Here is an 18,969-nt window from a genome sequence, read left to right as displayed (position 1 = left end):
TCTTCTCTCGACGGGAGCACGCGACCCTGCCCCATTCCAAGCGCACAAAGCCGTCCCCCCATCATCTTGACGGAATATCATCCAGGAATGATATTCCGTCTCATGGGATTGAAGTCTTCGGAACCGATGAGTTCCGGGACTGGTTCCTTGCTCTCGACGAAGAGACGGCGCGGTCCGTGGACCACGGGGTGGAGCTTCTGGCCGCGAAGGGGGTCACACTTGGGTTCCCATACAGCAGCCAGATCAAGGGCACTTCCCAACCGCTCCGGGAGCTCCGCATCCAGTCCGGAGGGCATCCCCTCCGGGTCTTCTACGCCTTCGATCCTGCGCGCAACGTGGTCCTGCTCCTGGGGGGCGACAAGACCGGAGACAAGCGCTTCTACGAGAGAATGATCCCCCAGGCGGAGAAGATCTGGCTGCGCTACCTCTGGGAGAGGGCCGCCGGACTTCATGACGATTCGAAGAACGAGCGCGAGGAGACGGAGTCATGAAGCTCCACAGCTGGAAGGGGATGCGCCGGGAGAAGTTCACGCCAGCGCAACTCAAGGAACAGGATGAGCGCGTCCGGAAGGAACTCCTGGAGATGAGTCTGCGGGAGGTGCGCGAGTTCGCGGGGATGACGCAGACGCAGCTCGCTGAACGGATGGGCATCTCCCAGGGTCAGCTCTCCCAGACCGAAGCCCGGGACGATCACCGGCTCTCCACACTCCGGCGCGCCGTGGAGGCCATGGGCGGAGAAATCGAAGTCTCCGCCGTCTTCGGCGACAAGCGGATCATCCTCAAGGGCGTCTGACGCACAACAGGCCGCCCCGGTGTTTCCGGAGCGGCCCGTGGGCCCTGCTTGACGCTGTCTTGGACGGCTAGACGCGGAAGGTGGTGGACAGCTCCTGGAGCTTGCCCAGGGAGGTGTTGATCTGCCCCACCGCCTGCTCGGCGTTGCTCGTGGCCATCACCACGTCGCTCATCATCTCCGACAGCTGCGTCACCACTTCGGTCATCTGCGTGATGCCCGCGTTCTGCTGCGTCACCGAGGCGACGATCTGCCGCGCCGCCTGGCTGCTCTCCTGCACCACCTGGGTGATGTCCTTCAGCGTCGTGGCGGACGAGAGCACCTGCTCGATGCCCTCCTCCATCTTCTGGCTGTCCTCCTCCGCGATGCCCACCGTCTCGCGGATGGCCTGGTTGATCTCCAGGAGGATCTTCCCGATGCGCTGTGTGCTCTGCAGCGACTGGCTGCTCAGCGCCCGCATCTCCTTGGCCACCACCGCGAAGCCACGGCCTTCCTCGCCGGCCCGCGCCGCCTCGATGGCCGCGTTCAACGCGAGCACGTTCGACTGGTCCGCCAGGTCCTTCACGCTGCCGATGATTTCACCCGCGTGCACCGCCTGCTCGGACAGCACGCCAATGCTCCCCACCAGCGCGCCCACCCGCGCGCGGATCTGCTGCAACCCTTCCGCGCTGCGCTCGATGGACACCTGCCCGGAGGCGCTGTACGCGTCCGCCTGCGCCGCCACCTTCAACACCATCTCCGCGCGGCTGGCCGCCATGCCGGACGTCTGGGCGATCTCCGCGATGGTGGAGCTGGCCTCCGTCAGGCTGCGCGACTGACTGGTCAGGAAGTTGAGCTGCTCGTGGCTCGCCGCGTTCAGCCGCGACGCCGCCGCCGTCAGCTCCGTCACCACCGCGCGCAGCGTGTTGGGCACCGAAACCAGCCGCGTCATCAGCGTCTGGATGCTGCGCGCCAGCTCACCCACTTCATCCTGCGCGCTCGTGTCGATGGCCAGCGACAGGTCGCCTTCCCGCACGATGCGTGTCGCCGTCGCCGTCAGCCGCGCCAGGGGCGTCGTCACCTCGCGCAGCAGCCACACCGTGGCCACCGCGAGCGCCACGATGCACGTCACAGCCAACACCAGCACCCACGTCAGCGTCATGCCGTGCAGCGACGACACCTCCATGAAGGTCTCTCGCTGCGACGCCTCCTGCTGCGCCGTCACGGACTCCAGGCCGGTGTGCATCGTCCGGTACGCGGGCTCCAGCTTCGCGAGCGCGGCTTCCGCGGCCGCGTCATTGCGCGCCGCCAGCGCCACCACCTGCGACGCCTCCTGCCAGTAGCGCGTGAAGGCCCCCTGCAGCGCCTCCACCTTCGGGCCATCCACGTCCGGAAACGCTCGCAGCGCAGTGAGCCCCTTCTGGAGCTCCGTCACCTGCGCGTCCAGCGTCTCCTGCTTCACCGCGTGCAGCGCCACCGCGTCGCCCACGTCCTGGTGCAACGCGGCGAACCCGGCGCGGGACGTCTGCGCCTGGCTCACCGACGGCGCCAGGCTGGAACCAATGCGCTCCGAGGCACTCCGCGTGCGCGCGCCCAGCACCACCGTCACCGCCACGATGGCCACCAGGAACACCGCCGCCACCGTCGGCAGCACCATCATCTTCTGCTTGAGCCTCATCGCCATCACGCACCCCCTCGCGGGCCCATGTCACCCATCCCGATGAAGCGCGGCCGTACTCCCGCGCCGGGCCTGCTGCGCCAGCTCATTGTCGCTCATCCTTCCGCGGCCCCAATGGGCTCCCCCGAGGACCGGGGCTCCGTCAGGACTCGTAGGATAGACAACACCTCTCCCCCCGACTCAAGCCCGCGTCCCTTGAAATATCCTGCAAACGGGTCTGCATTGCCCCGCAGGGTCATACGGGACACTTCATCCTGTCAGGTGGGACACTCGGTGGAGGACGCCTCACGTCCACAAAGGGGGCCCGGAAGGCACCCTGGCGCGATCATTCCAGCCGTCCGGCATGGGCTTCACTGCCGGTGACGGTGGCCTGGGTGCGTCCACACAGGCCCTGGCCCGGCTGCTCGGCGGCGCTCAGCGGGTGGGATGTGGGAGGAAGGGCTCCACCTCGCGGCGGCAGGTGTCGTCGCACTCGGAGAAGCGGACGAGGAACGCCGCGTGATTCGCGCACTTCTTGGGCCAGCGCGAGGCGCCGCCATCCGCCAGGCAGAGCAGGCGGAACTCGTCGCGGGTGTCCGAGAAGAGGGCCTCGCGCTGCGAGGGGGACATGGCGTCCAGCGCGCGGTCCTCCCCGCCCTGGAGCCAGATGAAGACGCCCACCATCGATATGAAGACGAGGGCCAGCCAGGTGCCCTTGCGCAGCCAGATGCTGGGCGGTGGGACCAGCTCCTTCGCGAAGATGTTCTTCTCCTCGCCCCCCTCGTCCGGAGGCGTCCCTTCGTTGCTCATGGGCTCCCTTCCATCCATGGCGCGTGCCAGCCGCACGGCCACGCCGCAGCAGACACCAGCCCGTTCCGCGTTGCACCTTGCAACCGCCACCCGGGGCACATCGTGCCGGATGCAGTGCGCCCCCAGGGCTTGCGCCGCCCGGCATCCGACAGACGGGCCCGGCACACGGCGTGCTCTTAGACTGTGCCCATGGAAGTGCGTGCCAGTACCGAGGCGACGGAGCGCCCCATGCGGGTGCTCGTGGTGGACGACGAGCGAAACATCCGCCACACCCTGCGGGTGTGCCTGGAAGGCCTGGGCTGCGAGGTGCGCGAGGCCGCCACGCCAGAGGCCGCGCTCGCGGCGCTCGCTCAAGGCCCGGCGGACCTGGCGTTCGTGGACCTGCGGCTGGGCAACGCGTCCGGACTGGAGCTGCTGCCCCGCCTGCTCGCCGAATCCCCCGCGCTGGACGTCATCCTCATCACCGCCTACGCGACGTTCGACACGGCCGTGGAGGCGGTGAAGCGCGGCGCGCGCGACTACCTGCCCAAGCCGTTCACCCCCGCGCAGATCCGCCACGTCCTGGAGCGCGCGAAGGCGCAGCGTGAGCTGACTTCTCAGCTGGGGGACCTGGAGGGACAGCTGGCGCAGGCGGTGCCGGAGGCCACGCTGGAGACGGCGTCGCCGGCCATGCACGCGGCCATTGGCTTCATCCAGCGCGCGGCCACGTCCGACGCATCCGTGCTGCTGCGCGGGGAGAGCGGCACGGGCAAGGGGGTGCTCGCGCGGGCGCTGCATTCGATGAGCGCCCGGCGCAAGCGGCCCTTCGTCACCATCAACTGCCCCACCCTGTCCGAACAACTGCTGGCGAGCGAGCTGTTCGGCCACGCGCGCGGCGCCTTCACGGGCGCGGTGAAGGACCAGCCGGGGCGCGTGGAGCAGGCGGAAGGGGGCACGCTCTTCCTGGATGAAGTGGCGGAGATGAGCCCCTCGCTCCAGGCGCAGCTGTTGCGCTTCCTGCAGGAGAAGCAGTTCGAACGGCTGGGCGAGGGACGCACGCGCAAGGCGGACGTGCGCGTGGTGGCGGCCACGCACCGCGACCTGGAGAAGGACGTGGCGGAGGGACGCTTCCGCGAGGACCTGATGTACCGGTTGAACGTCCTGGAGGTGAAGCTCCCGTCCCTGCGTGAGCGGCCGGAGGACCTGCTCCCGCTGGCCCGCCGCTTCATCGCCTTCTTCGCGAAGGCCGCGCAGCGTCCGGCCCCGGAGCTGTCGCCCGCCACGGAGGCGATGCTGCGGGCCTACCCCTGGCCGGGCAACGTGCGTGAGCTGCGCAACGCGCTGGAGCGGGCGCTCATCGTGGGCGCGTCAGGCGTCGTGGAGCCGCAGGCGTTCCCGGAGCGCATCGCGTCCGCGGTGGGGCCTGGGGTGACGCTGGGCGGGCCGCACACGCTGGAAGCGGTGGAGCGCGAACACATCCTGCGGGTGATGGCGTCCGTGCCGACGCTGGATGAAGCAGCCCGGCTGCTCGGCATCGACGCGTCCACGCTGTGGCGCAAGCGCAAAAAGTACGAATCGGAGACGTGACGCAGGCGGCCTGTGCGCCAGTGCATGCAGTCCGGCACTGGCGGCCGGGGCGTACAGGGGCGCTCATCCTGGAGAGTGGATTGCGCCCTTGCGCGCTCATGCGAACCCTGGCCCGTCATGAACCTCATCGACGTGCTCATCCAGCAGCACCGCGACGCAGAGGCCCTCTTCGAGGCCTGGCACCATGCGCCGGACGAAGAGAAGCCGGAGCTGAGCCTGCGCCTGGCCGAAACGCTCACCCTGCACAGCACCCTCGAGGAGCGCTGGGTGTATCCCGTCGCGCGGACCGTCGTCGAAGGGCCGCGCATCGACTTCGCGGTGGAGGAGCACGGGGAGATGACCCAGCTGATCTCCGAACTGTTGCGCGTCCGCCACGACCCGCGCCGCCGCGAGGCCACGGTGCGGCAACTGGAGGCAGTGGCCGCGCAACACATGGCGGAGGAGGAGCGCGAGGTGGTGCCCCGACTGCGCAAGATGGACGCGGACGCGTTCGGCCAGTCGAGCGCTGAAATCGTCCGCTCCGCGTCCGACGCGCGGAAGGAAGCGATGCGCCAGCTGGAGACGTCCGCGCCGATGTGACCGCGGGCTTCAGCCCTGTTCAGGCTGTGGCAGCGTGAACCAGAAGGTGCTGCCCTGGCCCGGGGTGCTCACCACGCCCAGCTCGCCGCCGTGGGCCTGGACGATGTCGCGTGCGATGGACAGCCCCAGGCCCGCGCCTCCCGCCGGTGCGCCCGGGGCGCGGTAGAACTTCTCGAAGATGCGCGCCTGCTCCTGGGCGGGGATGCCCTCGCCGGTGTCCTCAACCTCGAAGCGCACGAGGGTGCCTTCGCGCGACACGTGCACGGACACCTCGCCGTCGTGCGGCGTGTGCTTCACGCCGTTGCCCACCAGGTTTCCCAGCACCAGGTGCAGCCGGTCTGGATCCACCCGCACCGTCTCCACGTCCGGTGACAGGGATTGCGACAGGCGCACGCCCCGGTCCTCCGCCAGCGTGCGCTGTGCGGCCAGCGCCTGCTCCACCAACTCCTCCGTGCGCACCTCCCGCACGTCCAGTTGGAGCTGCCCGGACTGGATGCGCGACAGGTCCAGCAGGTCGTCCACGATGCCCTGCAACCGCTCGCAGTCCTCGCGCGCCGCGAAGAGCAGGTCCGCCTGCTTCTCGGTCACCTGCCCCACGACACCTTCGGCCACCAGGTGGATGGCCATGCGCAGCGACGTGAGCGGCGTGCGGAACTCGTGCGCCACCGTGGCCACCAGGTCGTTCTTCAATTCGTCGAAGCGCCGCAGCCGCGTCACGTCCTGGAGGATGAGCGTGGCGCCCACCACTTCCCCGGTCTCTCCGTGCACCGGGCTGCCTCTCGGCAGGAGCCACCGGACGCCCTCTGGAGACGACTCCACTCGCACCGCCTCCTCGTAGCCCCGGGGCTGGTACGCGCCCCTTCCTCCCACGACGTGCGCTCGCACCCGCTCCAGCACGGCGCGCACCTCGGGTTCCACCCGGCCCAGCGCGTCCCCGCCCTCGTCCAGCCGCAGGCGCAGCACGTCCTCCGCCGCGGCGTTCACGTTGAGCAGCCCGCCTTCCGCGCCCAGCACCAGCACGGGGTCGGGCAGACTGTCGATGGCCGCCTGCGACACCGCCTGCGCCTGGAGCAGTTCGCCCAGGCTGCTCTTGCGGTACTGCGCCAGCCGCTCCGCCATGGTGTTGAAGTCCCGCGCGAGCCCGGCGATTTCGTCGCGCCCCTCCACCACCGCTCGCGCCTCCACGTCGCCCTGCCCCAGGCGGCGCACCGCTTGCGACAGCACGGACACCGGACGGAGCGCTCGCTGCACCAGCGACGTGGTGAAGAACAGGCCGAAGCCCAGCGCCGCCACCACCGCCAGCGCCATCAACGTGTTCACCTGCTCGCTCTGCTGGCGCAGCCGGTCGTTCTTGCGCACCATCGCGTCCTGGTTCAGCGCGAGGACGGACGCCGCCGCGGCCTTCGCCTCCTGGAAGGCCGGTGAGAGCGATTCGAAGTAGCTCGTGCGCGCGGCCTCCGGGCCACGTGCCTGGAGGAAGACGTCGAACTCCTCGCGGTACTTCGTCCACGCGGTGCGCAGCCGCTGCGTGGCCTCCGCTTCGCCGGGTTCGGTGATGTTGCCCTGCTGGATGCCCAGCTCCAGCTCCAGCGGTGGGCGCTGCGAGGCCTGCTGGGTCATGCCCCGCTCGCGCTCGCCCGCGATGATGAACAGCGCCGCGCTGTCCATGCGCTCCAGCTGCTCCGTGATGCGCTGGGTGGCGAGCACGCTGCGGTAGTTGTCCTCCAGCACCTCCTGACCGGAGCGGCCCACTCGCGCCAGGGTGATGACGGCCGTGGCGCCCAGGAAGAGCAACGCCAGCACCAGTGGCACCTGGGCCAGCAGCAGCCGCGAGCGCAGCGTCATGGGCGCTTCTCCTCGTGGGATTCGAAGGACACGACGTGGATGTCGAAGCCCTCCCCTTCCCGCAAGAGGCGCGCGTCCGCGGTCATCCCCAACCGCTGGCGCCACTTCGCCTGGTTCGAACGGCCGATGATGATGTGCCCCACGCCGTGCGAGCGGGCGAAGTCCAGCAACGCCGCCACCGGGTCACTGGAGCGCAGGCGCACCACCTCCGCGCCCAGCTCCTTCGCCTTCTCGATGTTCGTCAGCAGGTGCCGCTGCGCCTCCGCGTCGATGAGGTTCGGCGCCTCGCGCGGCGTCTCCACGTACACCACGAACCAGTCCGTGTTGAGCCGGCCCGCCATGCGTGAACCCCGTCGCAACAGCGTCGCCGCGCGCGGCGGATGGCTGGAGAGGGCCACCAGCACCCGGCCCCACGCGCCGCCCTTCTGGGACGGGTCCTCGCCTGCCAGGGCCTGCCTGCCCGTGGTGGCCCGGTCCAGGCTCTCCGCCACTTCGCGCAGGGCCAGCTCGCGCAGCGTGGAGAGGTTGTCTCCGGTGAAGAAGCGCTCCAGCGCGTGCGGCACCTTGTCCGGCGCGTAGATCTTCCCCGCCTTGAGCCGTTCGTGCAGGTCCTCCACCGCGAGGTCCAGGTTCACCACCTGGTCCGCCGTCTTGAGGAAGCTGTCCGGCAGCGTCTCCCGCACGGTGACTCCGGTGTTGCGCTCCACCAGGTCGTTGAGGCTCTCCAGGTGCTGCACGTTGAAGGCACCAATCACGTTGATGCCCGCGGCCAGCAGCTCCTGCACGTCCTGGTAGCGCTTGCGGTGACGGCACACGGGCGCGTTGGTGTGGGCCAGCTCGTCCACGATGGCCACCTGCGGCTTGCGCGCGAGGATGGCGTCCAGGTCCAGCTCCTCCACAGTGACGTCCCGGTACGTGATGCGCTGGCGCGGCACGACCTCCAGGCCCTCGACCAACGCCTCCGTCTCGGGACGACCGTGGGTCTCGACAAAGCCCAGCACCACGTCCACGCCGCGCGCCTTCAGCGCGTGCGCTTCCTCCAGCATGCGGAACGTCTTGCCCACGCCCGCCGCGAAGCCGATGTAGAGCTTCAGCCGGCCGCGCCGGCCGCGCTCCACCAGCTCCAGGAAGTCCTCCGCGCGAGGACGCCGCGTCGTCATGACTGCCTTCTCCTCACCGGGAGGCCGTGGGCGCGGGTCCGCCGAACTGACGGTCCATCGCGAGGTTCAACGTGAGCACGTTCACCCGGGGTTCTCCCAGCACGCCGAACGTTCGTCCTTCCACCCGGGACATCACCAACGCCCGCACGCGCGCCGGGTCCACGCCTCGCGCTCGCGCCACGCGGGGAACCTGCCACAGCGCCGCCTCCGGCGACACCTGCGGATCCAACCCGGACGCGGACGCTGTCACCAGCTCGCCGGGCACCGGGCCTTCGGCCTCGGGGTTCTCTCGGCGCAGCCGGTCCGCCTCCGCCACTGCTCGGTCGCGGAGCTTCTGGGACGTGGGGCCCAGGTTGCTTCCGCTGGAGGCCGTCGCGTCCCAGCCCGTGCCGGCGGCGGAGGGACGCGGCTGGAAGTAGCCCGGTTGCGTGAAGCCCTGGGCGATGAGCGCGCTGCCCACCACCCGGCCGTGGTCGTCCTTCACCAACGACCCGTTGGCTTCACTCGGGAACAGCACCTGCGCCACGCCAGTGACGGTCAGGGGGTACAGCACGCCCGTGAGGGCCAGCGTGACGGCGCTGACGCGCAGGGCGGTGAGGAGCGCGGAGACCATGGATGTTCCTTTCTTGTGTGCTCAGGCCAGGCCCACGGTGGTGAGCACCACGTCGATGACCTTGATGCCCACGAACGGGACGATGACGCCGCCCACGCCGTAGAGGAGCAGGCTGCGGCGCAGGAGGGCCGCCGCGCCCAGCGGGCGGTAGCGCACGCCCTTCAGCGCCAGCGGGATGAGCGCCACGATGATGAGCGCGTTGAAGATGACGGCGGACAGGATGGCGCTGAACGGCGACGTCAGCCCCATCACGTTGAGCGGGGCAATCTGCGGGAAGACGCCCATGAACAGCGCCGGGAGGATGGCGAAGTACTTCGCGACGTCGTTGGCGATGGAGAACGTGGTCAGCGTGCCTCGCGTCATCAGCAACTGCTTGCCTACCTCCACCACCTCCAGGAGCTTGGTGGGGTTGGAGTCCAGGTCCACCATGTTGCCGGCCTCCTTGGCGGCCTGGGTGCCGGTGTTCATCGCCACGCCCACGTCCGCCTGGGCCAGCGCGGGCGCGTCGTTGGTGCCGTCACCCGTCATCGCCACGAGCTTGCCCTTGCCCTGCTCCGCTCGAATGAGCGCGAGCTTCGCCTCCGGGGTGGCCTCCGCCAGGAAGTCGTCCACGCCGGCCTCTCTCGCGATGGCCGCCGCGGTGCGCGGGTTGTCGCCGGTGATCATCACCGTGCGGATGCCCATGGCGCGGAAGCGGTCGAAGCGCTCCTTGATGCCGCCCTTCACCACGTCCTTCAGATGGATGATGCCCAGCACCCGAGCGCCGTCCGCCACCGCGAGCGGCGTGCCTCCTGCGTCACCGATGCGACCCGAGACCTGGGTCAGCTCCTCCGGCACGGTGCCACCCTGCGCCTGCGTGTAGCGGACGATGGCGTCCACCGCGCCCTTGCGGATGCTGCGCGGGTGCGGGTCCACCAGGTCGCAGCCGCTCATGCGCGTCTGCGCGGTGAAGGGGACGAAGGTGGCCTGATGCGCTCGCAGCTCGCGCGGACGCATCTTGTACGTGTCCTTGACCAGCGTGACGACGGAGCGCCCCTCTGGCGTTTCGTCCGCGAGGCTCGCGAGCTGCGCGGCCTCCGCCAGTTCCTCCGCGCGCACGCCCGGCATGGGCAGCAGCTCCGTGGCCATGCGGTTGCCCAGGGTGATGGTGCCCGTCTTGTCGAGCAGCAGCGTGTCCACGTCCCCCGCCGCCTCCACCGCTCGCCCGCTGAGCGCGAGCACGTTCTTGCGCAGGAGCCGGTCCATGCCGGCGATGCCGATGGCGCTCAGGAGGCCGCCGATGGTCGTGGGGATGAGGCACACCAGCAGCGCCACCACCGCCGTGCCGGACAGCGGCACGCCCGAGTAGAGCGCCAGCGGCACCAGCGTCACGCACGCCATCAGGAACACCAGCGTGAGGCCCACCAGCAGGATGTGCAGCGCGATTTCATTGGGCGTCTTCTTGCGGGCCGCGCCTTCCACCAGGCCGATCATCCGGTCGAGGAACGACTCTCCCGGATCCACGCTGATGCGGATGACGATGCGGTCGGACAGCACCTTCGTGCCTCCGGTGACGGCGGAACGGTCGCCTCCGGACTCGCGGATGACGGGGGCGGACTCGCCGGTGACCGCGGACTCGTCCACGCTGGCGATGCCCTCCAGCACCTCGCCATCGCCGGGGATGACGTCTCCGGCTTCGCACACCACGCGGTCGCCCTTGCGCAGGGCGGGGGCTCCGACGCGTTCCTCCCGGCCATCGTGGGTGAGGCGGCGGGCCTGGGTGTCCTGACGCATGCGGCGCAGGGCGCTCGCCTGGGCCTTGCCTCGGCCCTCCGCCACGGCTTCGGCGAAGTTGGCGAAGAGGACCGTGAACCACAGCCACAGCATCACGGACACGGTGAACCACATGGGCGCGGTGGGTTCCCCAGAGACCGTCAGGTCCTTGAGGACGAACACCGTGGTGAGCAGGCTTCCGGCCCACACCACGAACATCACCGGGTTCCGGGCCACGTCGCGCGGGTGGAGCTTCTTGAGGCTCTCCCACACCGCGGGCTTGAGCAGCGCGGGGTCCAACAGCGAGGCCTGCTTGCTTGCGGGGGCCATGGTCAGAACACCTTTCCGGCCGCGCCGAGGAAGTGCTCGACGATGGGGCCCAGGGACAGCGCGGGGAAGAACGTCAGCGCGCCCACGACGACGACGACGCTCACGAGCAGGCCGGTGAAGAGGACGCCGTCCGTGGGGAAGGTGCCGGGCCCCGGGGCCACGGCCTTCTTGGCCACGAGCGAGCCCGCCAGTGCCAGCACCGGCACCATCATCAGGAAGCGGCCCGCGAGCATCGACACGCCCAGGCTGATGTTCCAGAACGGCGTGTTGGCGTTGAGGCCGGCGAAGGCGCTGCCGTTGTTCGCCACGCCACTGGTGAACGCGTAGAGGATTTCGGACAGGCCGTGCGGCCCCGCGTTGTTGAGGGACGACGTGCCCTGCGGGAGCACCGCGCCCACGGCGGACAGGCCCAGGATGACCAGCGGGAAGACGAGCACGTACAGCATCGCGAGCGTCATCTCTCGCGCTTCGATCTTCTTGCCGAGGAACTCCGGCGTCCGGCCCACCATCAGGCCCGCGATGAAGACCGCGAGCACCGCCATCACGAGGATGCCGTAGAGGCCCGCGCCGACACCGCCAAAGATGACCTCGCCCAGTTGCATGTTGACCATGGGCACCAGCCCGCCCAGCGGCGTGAAGCTGTCATGCATGGAATTGACCGCGCCGCATGACGCGTCGGTGGTGACGGTGGCGAACAGCGTGGAGGCCGCGACGCCGAAGCGCGTCTCCTTGCCCTCCAGGTTCCCGGCCTGGACGACGTTCGCGGAGGCGAGCGCGGGGTTGGGTTGGGATTCGGCGGCGTAGCTGGCGGCGGCGCCCACGAGGAAGAGGACGGACATGGCCGCGAAGAGGACCCAGCCCTGCTTCGTGTCGCCGGTCATCTTGCCGTAGGTGTACGTGAGGCCCGCGGGCAACACGAAGATGAGCAGCAATTGGATGAGGTTGGTGAGCGGCGTGGGGTTTTCGAAGGGGTGGGCGCTGTTGGCGTTGAAGAAGCCACCGCCGTTGGTGCCCAGCATCTTGATGGCCTCCTGCGAGGCCACGGGCCCGAAGGCGAGCGTCTGCCTCACGCCCTCCACGGTGGTGTGCTCGGGGTATGGCGCGAGGTTCTGGAGCACGCCCTGTGACACGAAGAACAGGGCCACGAGGAAGCTCAGGGGCAGGAGCACGTAGAGCGTGCCGCGCACCAGGTCCACCCAGAAGTTGCCCAGGGTCTTGCGGCCTTCGGGGCCGGGGCGGCGGGTGAGGCCTCGCGCGAGGGCGAGCGCGACGCCCAGGCCCGTGGCGGCGGAGACGAAGTTCTGCCACGTCAGCCCCAGCATCTGGGTGGCGTAGCTCATCGTGGATTCACCGGCGTACGACTGCCAGTTGGTGTTGGCCACGAAGCTGGCGGCGGTGTTGAAGGCGAGCGCCGGGCCCACGGCGGGCAGGCCCTGGGGGTTGAGCGGGAGCACGTGCTGGAGCCGCTGGAGCGCGTAGAGGACGACGAGGCCCACGGCGCTGAAGGCGAGCAGGGCGGCGGTGTACTGGACCCACGTCTGCTCCTGGTCGCGCTTCACGCCGCACAGGCGCAGCAGGGCGCGCTCGATGGGACCGAGCACGCGAGGCAGGGGTTGGGTGTCGGCCTCGAAGACGCGGAAGAGGTAGAGGCCCACGGGCTTCGTGAGCGCGAGGACGAGCGCGAAGAACAGCAGGGTCTGGAGCCAGCCTATGAGGGTCATGGCGGGCTCCTAGAAGCGCTCGGGCCGGAGCAGGGCGTAGACGAGGTAGACGGAGAGGAGGACCGCGAGCGCGGTCCCTGCGGCGTATTCGAAGCTCATGGCCCCAGGAGCATGAGCATCCGCCGTACCGGAGCGGACCTCCGTCAGGCCCAGGCGTTCCGAGGGGTTGCGGGAGCTGGCCTCCTGGCCGGGTTGCAATGTGCACGAACCGGCTCCGTGCACCCCTGCGAGGTGAAAGGGGGCGACGGCGTTACAGTGGGGAGAGGAGGTGGTTGGCGTGCATCCGTACCGGTGGAGCGAAAGCATCGAACCCAGGCTTCAGCAGGCGACCGAGCGCATGCGCCGGTTGCGCGCTGCCACGATGCCGCCTGCCGCGGTGCAGAGCCTGCGGCACTGGTTCCGGATCCACCACACGTACAACTCGAATGCGATTGAGGGGAACCGGCTGACCCTGCCGGAGACTCGCGCGGTGGTGGATGACGGCATCACCATCGCGGGCAAGTCGCTGAAGGATCACTTCGAAGCGGTCAACCTCGCGCACGCGCTCGACTTCGTTGAGAGGTTGGCCAGCAGGGAGACCGTGCTGGGTGAGCAGGACGTGCGCGGGATACACGGCATTGTCCTGCGCGCAATCGATCCCGAGAACGCCGGTGCCTACCGGAGCATCAACGTACGGATCGGAGGCACGAAGCATCCGCCTCCAGAAGCGGTCCAGGTGCCCGAGGAGATGCGAGCGTTCGGTGAGTGGCTGGCGGGGGCCAAGAACGAGCATCCGGTGGTCGTCTGCGCCATCGCGCATGCGTGGTTCGAGGCGATCCACCCCTTCGTGGATGGGAACGGGAGGACAGGGAGGCTGCTCGCCAACCTGTTGCTGATGCTGGAGCACTATCCAGCCATCGCCCTGCTCGTCGATGACCGAACGCGGTACTACGCGGCACTGGATGCGTCCCACGATGGCGACATCACCGCACTCGTGGAACTCACGCTCGACCGACTGGACCAGAGCTTCGAGGAGTACGAGCAGTCCGCCCATGAACTGCCTGAGGTCCGTGAGCTCGCGACAGATGCGACAGAGTTCGGGGCATACGCAATCAGGCCCCGACTCTTGTCGCCGTGATTCGCGGTCCCGTTACGGCGAATGGGACACGGACGAATCACAGTCCGAGGTGCACTTGCCCGAGCAGGCGACCTGGCCGGGATATGAGTCCAGGATGGCGCACTGGGTGCCGCCCGTGCAGGACACGAACTCGGTGCAGACCTTTGAATCATCCACGCAGCGCGCCTTGGACACGCCGTCCAGCTTGAGCACGAGGCAGGACAGGCCCTGGGGACACTGGGGCAGGTCCACTCCGCACTCCTGCGCCAGGTCCAGCGACTGTCCTTCCCGCAGCTTCAGCCTCCCCTGCCCTCCCTCGCCGTCCGACCCACAGGCCGCGAGGGCCATCACCGTCAGACAACCGCCCAGCATCCGCATCCAGCGCATCGTGGCTCCTTGGAGTCGTTCAGCCTCCTGCCCGCAGCAAGGCATGGACCAGGAGGGCCGCTCAGGGATTCCGCGCGGTTGGCGGCGGGCGGAGGCCTCGGAATTCTGATGCGACCTCGAATCCCTGTCGGCCTACGCCTCAGCGGAACTCGTCCACGATGTATACGCCCGCGCGCGGGGAGTTGAGGATCGCGGTTCCTGGCTTGGACTCGGGTCGCTTGCGCAGTTGCCCGAAGCCGAGCCTCGCCACCGCGCAGATGGGCACGCGGTCCTTTCCCTTCAGGAACTGGGCTTCGTAGTACCGGATGACCGGCTGTTCTCCGCCCGTCCAGACACGTCCGTAGAGGCGCATGGGCGCCTCCAGCGTTCCGATGTCCTCGTCCAACACGCTCTCGATGGGCCCGTCGTGCAGCGTGATGTGCTCTGCCCGGCTCTGGTTCGCATCCAGTTGGACCCATGCGGCTTCACCCACGTAGAGCTGCAGGTACCGCATCACCTCCAGCGACTTCTCAGGGCACTTCTCCGACATGGGCGTTCCATCCGCACGAAGGCGGACGTCGCCCAGAGTCGTCGCACAACCCGGATGCAGGGCCAACAGGCCCATCCAGGCCACGAGCACGTATCGACGCGAGGTCATGCGGCTGTTCCTACTTCCCGAGCAAGCTCGGGCTCAACTCAACAACCGCCTGCCGCAGCCCATCGTGCCGGTACAATTCCAGGAACAGGGACGTCAGCGTCCCACTGTCCACGAACGCGCTCCCGTCCACCACGAGCCCGATGACACCCGAGGTCCCAGGTTCAATCACCGCTGAGGATGACCGGACCGCCAGCGGCCGCTCGCGAGTGTCCGACCTGCCCACGAGCCGTACGGAGCTCATGCTCCACGGGCGGCGAGCAGACAGGTTCTTCACCTTGAACACGACCGCAGCCTTGCCCGTGCCCCGGTAGACCGTGCCATCCAGTGTCGTGTCGCCATCCGTGCCGGAGAAATGATCCGCGACGCCGAAAGGCGTCTGTGCCACCGCGCCCGTGGTCAGCAGGGCCGCCAACGCGTGGTCCTCGGAAACCTCCTCCTTGTGGAGCCGCTCGTTCTCCGCGCGAAGGGTCTTGTTCTCCTTCTCCGAGTCCACCAGCGCCGAAGCCATGGCCTCGTAGCCATCCCGGTCCTTGTAGACGTTGAGCTGCTGGTCCGCGCTTCCATGCTCGCGCCGTCCCGGAGGACGGAGGAGGAAGGGGACCTCTCGCGCATCCGACAACGTGACGAGCAGGGAGAAGCCTTCCTCCGGTGCCAGGTCGCGCCGGGGCTCCAGCACCACCTTCCGGCCCACGACGCCCACCGGTTCGAACCGCCCCTCTCCGCCCACCAACCGTGCCCGGAGCGGCGAGAGGTCCTGCTCGAAGCGGAGGACCGTCACGACCTGCCCCTTCACGTAGATGCGCTGGGGCGCGGCCTCGGGCTGCTCAGGGAGGACGAGCGTCCGGATGACGGCGTGCTCGTGCTCCTCCGCCACGGCCGCGCCGGCGAGCAGCGTCCCGAGCAACGCCCACGTCCCAGGTAGAGCGATTCGCATACAACCTGGGACATAGCATCGGCCTCTCGGGGGTCCAAGCCGCGCTCAGGGCTCGAAGCGCGCCAGGAAGACCTTGTACTGGAGCGAGACGAAGAGCGGCTTCGGCGCCACCAGTCCCGCCTGCGCGAACATCGCGAACAGCGCCGCATCGGACTCGATGGGCTGCATCTTCGCCATGGCCTGACGCCGGGCCTCCAGCTTCTCCAGCGGCACTCCGTACGTCCGCAGCCGCCGGAACTCGACGTTCGTCAGCTCGGGGTCCTGGCCGATGCGGCAGCCCAACACCAGCGGCGCTCCCGGCTTGAGCCTCCGTGTCACCTCTCGCAGCAATTCGACGCGGGCCTCTTCTCCCTCCACGTGGTGCAGCACGCCCATCAACTGCGCGCCGTCGAACGGGGGACCTTGCGGCAGCGTCCGCAGCTCGCCTTCGTGCAGGTGCGTGCGCGACAGCAGCCCCTCCGCCTCCAGGCGCTTGCGTGCGACTTCCAGCATCGGGCCGGAGGGCTCCACGCCCGTGAAGTGCCAGCCCGGCACGTTGAAGCGGAGATAGGGCACCAGCTCCGCGCCCGTGCCCAGGCCCACGTGGAGCAGTGACGCCGTTTCCTGGCCGTCCAATCGGGCAGCCAGGGCGCTGACGCCCAGCTCATATGCCGCCTGGTAGCCAGCGAGGCTCACCGCCGCCTGGGCGTCGTAATGGGCCGCGCGGTCGGCTCCAAAGCCATGGACCGGCGCATGTGCGGAATGTTCGTGGGTCATGACCGCAAGATGCGCCCGCCCCGCTCGGAATGGCAGAGCGGGGATTCAGACGGAATCAGCGGATCTTTCGATGGCGGCTCACTCCTCCGGAACGAACCCGTTCCCCTCGCGCCGGAACACCGCGCCGACCGGCGCGTCCAGGATGGCGTCCAATTCCTTGTCCCGGCCCAGCAACGAGCGCAGCGGGACGATGACCGCGTTGCCGCTCTCCTCCATGTACTCCTCGGTCTCCAGGCCCGAGGTGAAGAGCCAGCCGCTGTCCTCCTCCGCCGCGGGCTTCGAGCGCTCCGCGAAGCGGATGGGTTCCCCGTTCTCCGTGATGAAGCGCGTGACCAGCGCCTTGCGCTGACGCAGCCGGATGCCTCGCAGCAGCTTCTGCCGCTCCTCCGTGCCCAGCTCCACCCGGACGCGCACCGTCCGCCCCTTCGCGTCCAGGTGCCGGCTCACCGTGAAGATGCCGTCTCCCCAGCGGTTCCCACATCCCACCACGCGCGCGCCGTCCAACACCAGCGAGGCCGTGTCCTCCTCGCTCTCACGCAGCCCGGCGTTCAACTTCTCCAGGTTGCAGTGCGGCCGGTAGTCCACCCCCACCGCGAGCCCGTCCTTCTCGAGGCGCTCCTGCAGCGGCGTGGCCTTCTCCCCCACCCGGTCCATGGGCAGGTCCTTCCACCCATACAGCCCGTCGCCCAGGTCGCTCGCGCCCAGCTCCTTCGCGAGCTTCGGCGCGTCCCTGCCGTGAAACACATAGTCCGCCAGCCCGTCCTCCGGCTCCCACATGCGGAACCGTCCCATCGGGCCCAACCCGGCGAACAGCAATTGACCGTGGTCCACCATCACCCCGGACACCTGCTCCGACCGGGCCGCCTCCGCCTCCCCGTCCACGACGATGTCGATGGACCGCCAACGCCCGCCGAACTCTCCCGGCGGCATGGGCATTCCAATCACTTTCAACCCACGACTTGAGGGCAGGCCTCCCACGACCACAGCCCACAGGCCGTTGTACTTCACAACCCCCAATCCCTTTCCATGCTCCAACGCCAGCCGGGCCCGCTCCGTGTGGGGAATCCGCGCTGACAACACCTCCGCGCGCGCATCAAAGCCTTGCTCCCGGGCGAACCCCTCGAAGTGCGCCGCGGCGTCCGCCGGGTCCTTCCTGTCGAAGAGGAAGCGCGGGTCGAATTCACGGTCGTAGGCCTGGCCCGCTGCTTCCGCGTCCGGCCCGGTGATGCGCAGGTCGTGCTCCGCCGGGGCCTTCTTCCGAGGCGACGCCGGCTCCGAGTCATGCCGCCAGAAGCGCCCCAGGCCTGGATCCAGGATGAGCAGCACCCCCTCTGGCAGGTCGATGTCTCCCAGCTCCACGGGCTTCGGTGTCTTCGCGGGTCGCGCCATGGCTCCGGACCCTACGCCACGCAGTCAAATGCACCCCAGACAAACGGAATGGCTTTCATCCCCCACGCCCATACGCGCGGTGCGATCCAGAAAAACCCCTCCGGGACACAAGCGTTGTCAGCCAACGCCCCCCATCCGTAAGGCTTTAACAAGGTTTTAAAGGAATCAAACCTATCACGTTTTCTTTTAAGTACCGGCACTGGGGGCTTCACGTGAGAGAAGAACTCGACACTTCAGACATGGAGTACGCCGATTTCGCGGTCCGTCATCAGCCCATCCTGATGGCGGTCGCCCGGAACATCTGCGGGGGGAATGCCACTGTTTGCGACGACCTGCTCCAGGACGTCCTGCTGCGGGCCCTGCTGAAGTGGGACACCTTGCGCGGCTGGGCGGAGCCGGCGCGCCGCGCGTGGCTGGTGCGGGTGCTGCACAACCGCTTCCTCGACCAGTGCCGCCGCTCGCGCACGGAAGCCACCACCGCCATCAACCTGGGCAACGTGCACAAGCTCTTCGAGGAGCCGGAGTCCCGGGACCAGGAGCTGTGGGAGTTCATCACCGAGCCGGAGCTGCGCAAGGCCGTCTCGGCGCTGCCCTTCAACCTGCGCCGCACCTTCGAGCTGCACTCGGAGGGGCTGCGCCACGCGGAGATCGGCCGCCGGCTCGGGGCGCCCGTGGGCACGGTGGGCACGTGGCTCTACCACGCGCGGCTGAAGCTGCGTGACCAGCTTCGCGACATGGCCGAGGCCCGTCGGAAGCTGGGGAGCTGATGAACGTCCACTGCCCCCACCTCCCCGCCTTCGTGGACGGGGAGCTGCCCCTCGAACACCACGAGGACTTCCGCGCGCACCTGGCCTCCTGCGAGCCGTGCGGCGTGCGGCTCCATGACCTGCTGCAGGCGGACATCCTCGGACGGCTGGCGCACACGAAGGCGCCGCCGACTCCCGAGGCCACGGGGATTCCCCCAGCCC

Annotated in this window: 20 protein-coding genes; 7 read left to right on the top strand and 13 right to left on the bottom strand. The window is 68.9% G+C overall.

Going from position 1 to position 18,969, the window contains the following annotated elements; translation table 11 throughout:
- Positions 1-26 precede the first annotated feature (26 nt).
- Positions 27-491 carry a type II toxin-antitoxin system RelE/ParE family toxin gene (locus D7V77_RS11590; protein WP_217279137.1) on the top strand — a complete coding sequence of 155 codons (465 nt, stop codon included), beginning with the start codon at positions 27-29 and terminating at the stop codon, positions 489-491.
- A complete protein-coding gene (locus tag D7V77_RS11585; RefSeq protein WP_233591760.1) occupies positions 488-793 on the top strand; it encodes a helix-turn-helix domain-containing protein in 306 nt (101 codons plus the stop codon). Before D7V77_RS11590 ends, D7V77_RS11585 begins: the two co-directional genes overlap by 4 nt.
- Positions 794-860: 67 nt before the next feature.
- On the opposite strand, the gene D7V77_RS11580 is transcribed toward D7V77_RS11585, so the two are convergent.
- Positions 861-2,453 (bottom strand): methyl-accepting chemotaxis protein, encoded by a 1,593-nt coding sequence (locus tag D7V77_RS11580; RefSeq protein WP_120576331.1) that lies wholly within the window; start codon positions 2,451-2,453, stop codon positions 861-863.
- A gap of 408 nt (positions 2,454-2,861) precedes the next feature.
- Positions 2,862-3,236: a hypothetical protein gene (locus D7V77_RS11575; protein ID WP_120576330.1), complete on the bottom strand. Its 375-nt coding sequence runs from the start codon at positions 3,234-3,236 to the stop codon at positions 2,862-2,864.
- Between the two features lie 228 nt (positions 3,237-3,464).
- On the opposite strand from D7V77_RS11575, the gene D7V77_RS11570 reads away from it, so the two are divergent.
- On the top strand, positions 3,465-4,802 hold the full coding sequence (locus tag D7V77_RS11570; protein ID WP_120576329.1) for a sigma-54 dependent transcriptional regulator: 1,338 nt from the start codon (positions 3,465-3,467) through the stop codon (positions 4,800-4,802).
- Between the two features lie 117 nt (positions 4,803-4,919).
- Positions 4,920-5,381, top strand: coding sequence for a hemerythrin domain-containing protein (locus D7V77_RS11565; protein ID WP_120576328.1), 462 nt, complete (start codon positions 4,920-4,922; stop codon positions 5,379-5,381).
- Positions 5,382-5,390: 9 nt separating this feature from the next.
- Here the strand turns inward: D7V77_RS11565 and D7V77_RS11560 are convergent, their stop codons facing one another.
- Genes D7V77_RS11560 through kdpF form a run of 6 tightly spaced genes read right to left on the bottom strand, consistent with a single transcriptional unit; the run spans position 5,391 to position 12,901 of the window.
- Positions 5,391-7,226 carry an ATP-binding protein gene (locus D7V77_RS11560; RefSeq protein WP_120576327.1) on the bottom strand — a complete coding sequence of 612 codons (1,836 nt, stop codon included), beginning with the start codon at positions 7,224-7,226 and terminating at the stop codon, positions 5,391-5,393.
- Positions 7,223-8,386, bottom strand: a complete 1,164-nt coding sequence (locus D7V77_RS11555) for a sensor protein KdpD (RefSeq protein ID WP_120576326.1) — start codon at positions 8,384-8,386, stop codon at positions 7,223-7,225. Before D7V77_RS11555 ends, D7V77_RS11560 begins: the two co-directional genes overlap by 4 nt.
- Before the next feature lie 13 nt (positions 8,387-8,399).
- Complete coding sequence (gene kdpC / locus D7V77_RS11550) at positions 8,400-8,999, bottom strand: potassium-transporting ATPase subunit KdpC (protein ID WP_120576325.1); 600 nt, start codon at positions 8,997-8,999, stop codon at positions 8,400-8,402.
- A gap of 21 nt (positions 9,000-9,020) precedes the next feature.
- On the bottom strand, positions 9,021-11,081 hold the full coding sequence (kdpB, locus tag D7V77_RS11545; protein ID WP_120576324.1) for a potassium-transporting ATPase subunit KdpB: 2,061 nt from the start codon (positions 11,079-11,081) through the stop codon (positions 9,021-9,023).
- A 2-nt stretch (positions 11,082-11,083) separates the two neighbouring features.
- Entirely contained in the window at positions 11,084-12,802 is a 1,719-nt protein-coding gene (gene kdpA, locus D7V77_RS11540) for a potassium-transporting ATPase subunit KdpA (protein ID WP_120576323.1), read from the bottom strand.
- Positions 12,803-12,811: 9 nt separating this feature from the next.
- A complete protein-coding gene (gene kdpF, locus D7V77_RS11535; protein ID WP_120576322.1) occupies positions 12,812-12,901 on the bottom strand; it encodes a K(+)-transporting ATPase subunit F in 90 nt (29 codons plus the stop codon).
- Between the two features lie 178 nt (positions 12,902-13,079).
- On the opposite strand from kdpF, the gene D7V77_RS11530 reads away from it, so the two are divergent.
- The gene (locus tag D7V77_RS11530; protein ID WP_120576321.1) at positions 13,080-13,919 is read left to right on the top strand and encodes a Fic family protein; all 840 of its coding nucleotides are present in this window, start codon (positions 13,080-13,082) and stop codon (positions 13,917-13,919) included.
- Positions 13,920-13,931: 12 nt separating this feature from the next.
- On the opposite strand, the gene D7V77_RS11525 is transcribed toward D7V77_RS11530, so the two are convergent.
- The 5 genes from D7V77_RS11525 to D7V77_RS11505 all read right to left on the bottom strand — a co-directional run bounded on the left by D7V77_RS11525 (position 13,932) and on the right by D7V77_RS11505 (position 18,001).
- Positions 13,932-14,285 (bottom strand): hypothetical protein, encoded by a 354-nt coding sequence (locus tag D7V77_RS11525; protein WP_120576320.1) that lies wholly within the window; start codon positions 14,283-14,285, stop codon positions 13,932-13,934.
- Between the two features lie 139 nt (positions 14,286-14,424).
- A complete protein-coding gene (locus tag D7V77_RS11520) occupies positions 14,425-14,922 on the bottom strand; it encodes a hypothetical protein (protein ID WP_120576319.1) in 498 nt (165 codons plus the stop codon).
- A gap of 10 nt (positions 14,923-14,932) precedes the next feature.
- Positions 14,933-15,856: a DUF2381 family protein gene (locus D7V77_RS11515; RefSeq protein ID WP_120576318.1), complete on the bottom strand. Its 924-nt coding sequence runs from the start codon at positions 15,854-15,856 to the stop codon at positions 14,933-14,935.
- Between the two features lie 45 nt (positions 15,857-15,901).
- Positions 15,902-16,612 carry a methyltransferase gene (locus D7V77_RS11510; protein ID WP_120576317.1) on the bottom strand — a complete coding sequence of 237 codons (711 nt, stop codon included), beginning with the start codon at positions 16,610-16,612 and terminating at the stop codon, positions 15,902-15,904.
- Positions 16,613-16,690: 78 nt separating this feature from the next.
- On the bottom strand, positions 16,691-18,001 hold the full coding sequence (locus D7V77_RS11505) for a DUF2185 domain-containing protein (RefSeq protein WP_120576316.1): 1,311 nt from the start codon (positions 17,999-18,001) through the stop codon (positions 16,691-16,693).
- Positions 18,002-18,240: 239 nt separating this feature from the next.
- Between D7V77_RS11505 and D7V77_RS11500 the strand changes: the two genes are divergently transcribed.
- Together D7V77_RS11500 and D7V77_RS11495 are read left to right on the top strand one after the other, a co-directional pair.
- Positions 18,241-18,768 carry an RNA polymerase sigma factor gene (locus D7V77_RS11500; protein WP_217275954.1) on the top strand — a complete coding sequence of 176 codons (528 nt, stop codon included), beginning with the start codon at positions 18,241-18,243 and terminating at the stop codon, positions 18,766-18,768.
- Positions 18,768-18,969 (top strand): anti-sigma factor (locus tag D7V77_RS11495; protein WP_147452044.1); only part of this gene is annotated, 202 nt, incomplete at its 3' end. The genes D7V77_RS11500 and D7V77_RS11495, both read left to right, overlap by 1 nt.

This window comes from Corallococcus sp. CA041A (assembly GCF_003612075.1).
GTDB lineage: Bacteria > Myxococcota > Myxococcia > Myxococcales > Myxococcaceae > Corallococcus > Corallococcus exiguus.
Note: the sequence above shows the minus strand (reverse complement) of the source record. Positions and strands in the feature narration are given on the sequence as shown.

Excerpts from the sequence above, each read along its gene's own strand:
- D7V77_RS11520 (WP_120576319.1), bottom strand. The coding sequence starts at position 14,922 with ATGACCTCGCGTCGATACGTGCTCGTGGCCTGGATGGGCCTGTTGGCC.
- D7V77_RS11525 (WP_120576320.1), bottom strand. The coding sequence starts at position 14,285 with ATGCGCTGGATGCGGATGCTGGGCGGTTGTCTGACGGTGATGGCCCTC.
- D7V77_RS11580 (WP_120576331.1), bottom strand. The coding sequence starts at position 2,453 with ATGGCGATGAGGCTCAAGCAGAAGATGATGGTGCTGCCGACGGTGGCG.
- D7V77_RS11515 (WP_120576318.1), bottom strand. The coding sequence starts at position 15,856 with ATGCGAATCGCTCTACCTGGGACGTGGGCGTTGCTCGGGACGCTGCTC.
- D7V77_RS11575 (WP_120576330.1), bottom strand. The coding sequence starts at position 3,236 with ATGAGCAACGAAGGGACGCCTCCGGACGAGGGGGGCGAGGAGAAGAAC.
- D7V77_RS11560 (WP_120576327.1), bottom strand. The coding sequence starts at position 7,226 with ATGACGCTGCGCTCGCGGCTGCTGCTGGCCCAGGTGCCACTGGTGCTG.
- kdpA (WP_120576323.1), bottom strand. The coding sequence starts at position 12,802 with ATGACCCTCATAGGCTGGCTCCAGACCCTGCTGTTCTTCGCGCTCGTC.
- D7V77_RS11510 (WP_120576317.1), bottom strand. The coding sequence starts at position 16,612 with ATGACCCACGAACATTCCGCACATGCGCCGGTCCATGGCTTTGGAGCC.
- D7V77_RS11570 (WP_120576329.1), top strand. The coding sequence starts at position 3,465 with ATGCGGGTGCTCGTGGTGGACGACGAGCGAAACATCCGCCACACCCTG.
- kdpC (WP_120576325.1), bottom strand. The coding sequence starts at position 8,999 with ATGGTCTCCGCGCTCCTCACCGCCCTGCGCGTCAGCGCCGTCACGCTG.
- D7V77_RS11505 (WP_120576316.1), bottom strand. The coding sequence starts at position 18,001 with ATGGCGCGACCCGCGAAGACACCGAAGCCCGTGGAGCTGGGAGACATC.
- D7V77_RS11500 (WP_217275954.1), top strand. The coding sequence starts at position 18,241 with ATGGAGTACGCCGATTTCGCGGTCCGTCATCAGCCCATCCTGATGGCG.
- D7V77_RS11555 (WP_120576326.1), bottom strand. The coding sequence starts at position 8,386 with ATGACGACGCGGCGTCCTCGCGCGGAGGACTTCCTGGAGCTGGTGGAG.
- kdpB (WP_120576324.1), bottom strand. The coding sequence starts at position 11,081 with ATGGCCCCCGCAAGCAAGCAGGCCTCGCTGTTGGACCCCGCGCTGCTC.
- kdpF (WP_120576322.1), bottom strand. The coding sequence starts at position 12,901 with ATGAGCTTCGAATACGCCGCAGGGACCGCGCTCGCGGTCCTCCTCTCC.
- D7V77_RS11585 (WP_233591760.1), top strand. The coding sequence starts at position 488 with ATGAAGCTCCACAGCTGGAAGGGGATGCGCCGGGAGAAGTTCACGCCA.
- D7V77_RS11565 (WP_120576328.1), top strand. The coding sequence starts at position 4,920 with ATGAACCTCATCGACGTGCTCATCCAGCAGCACCGCGACGCAGAGGCC.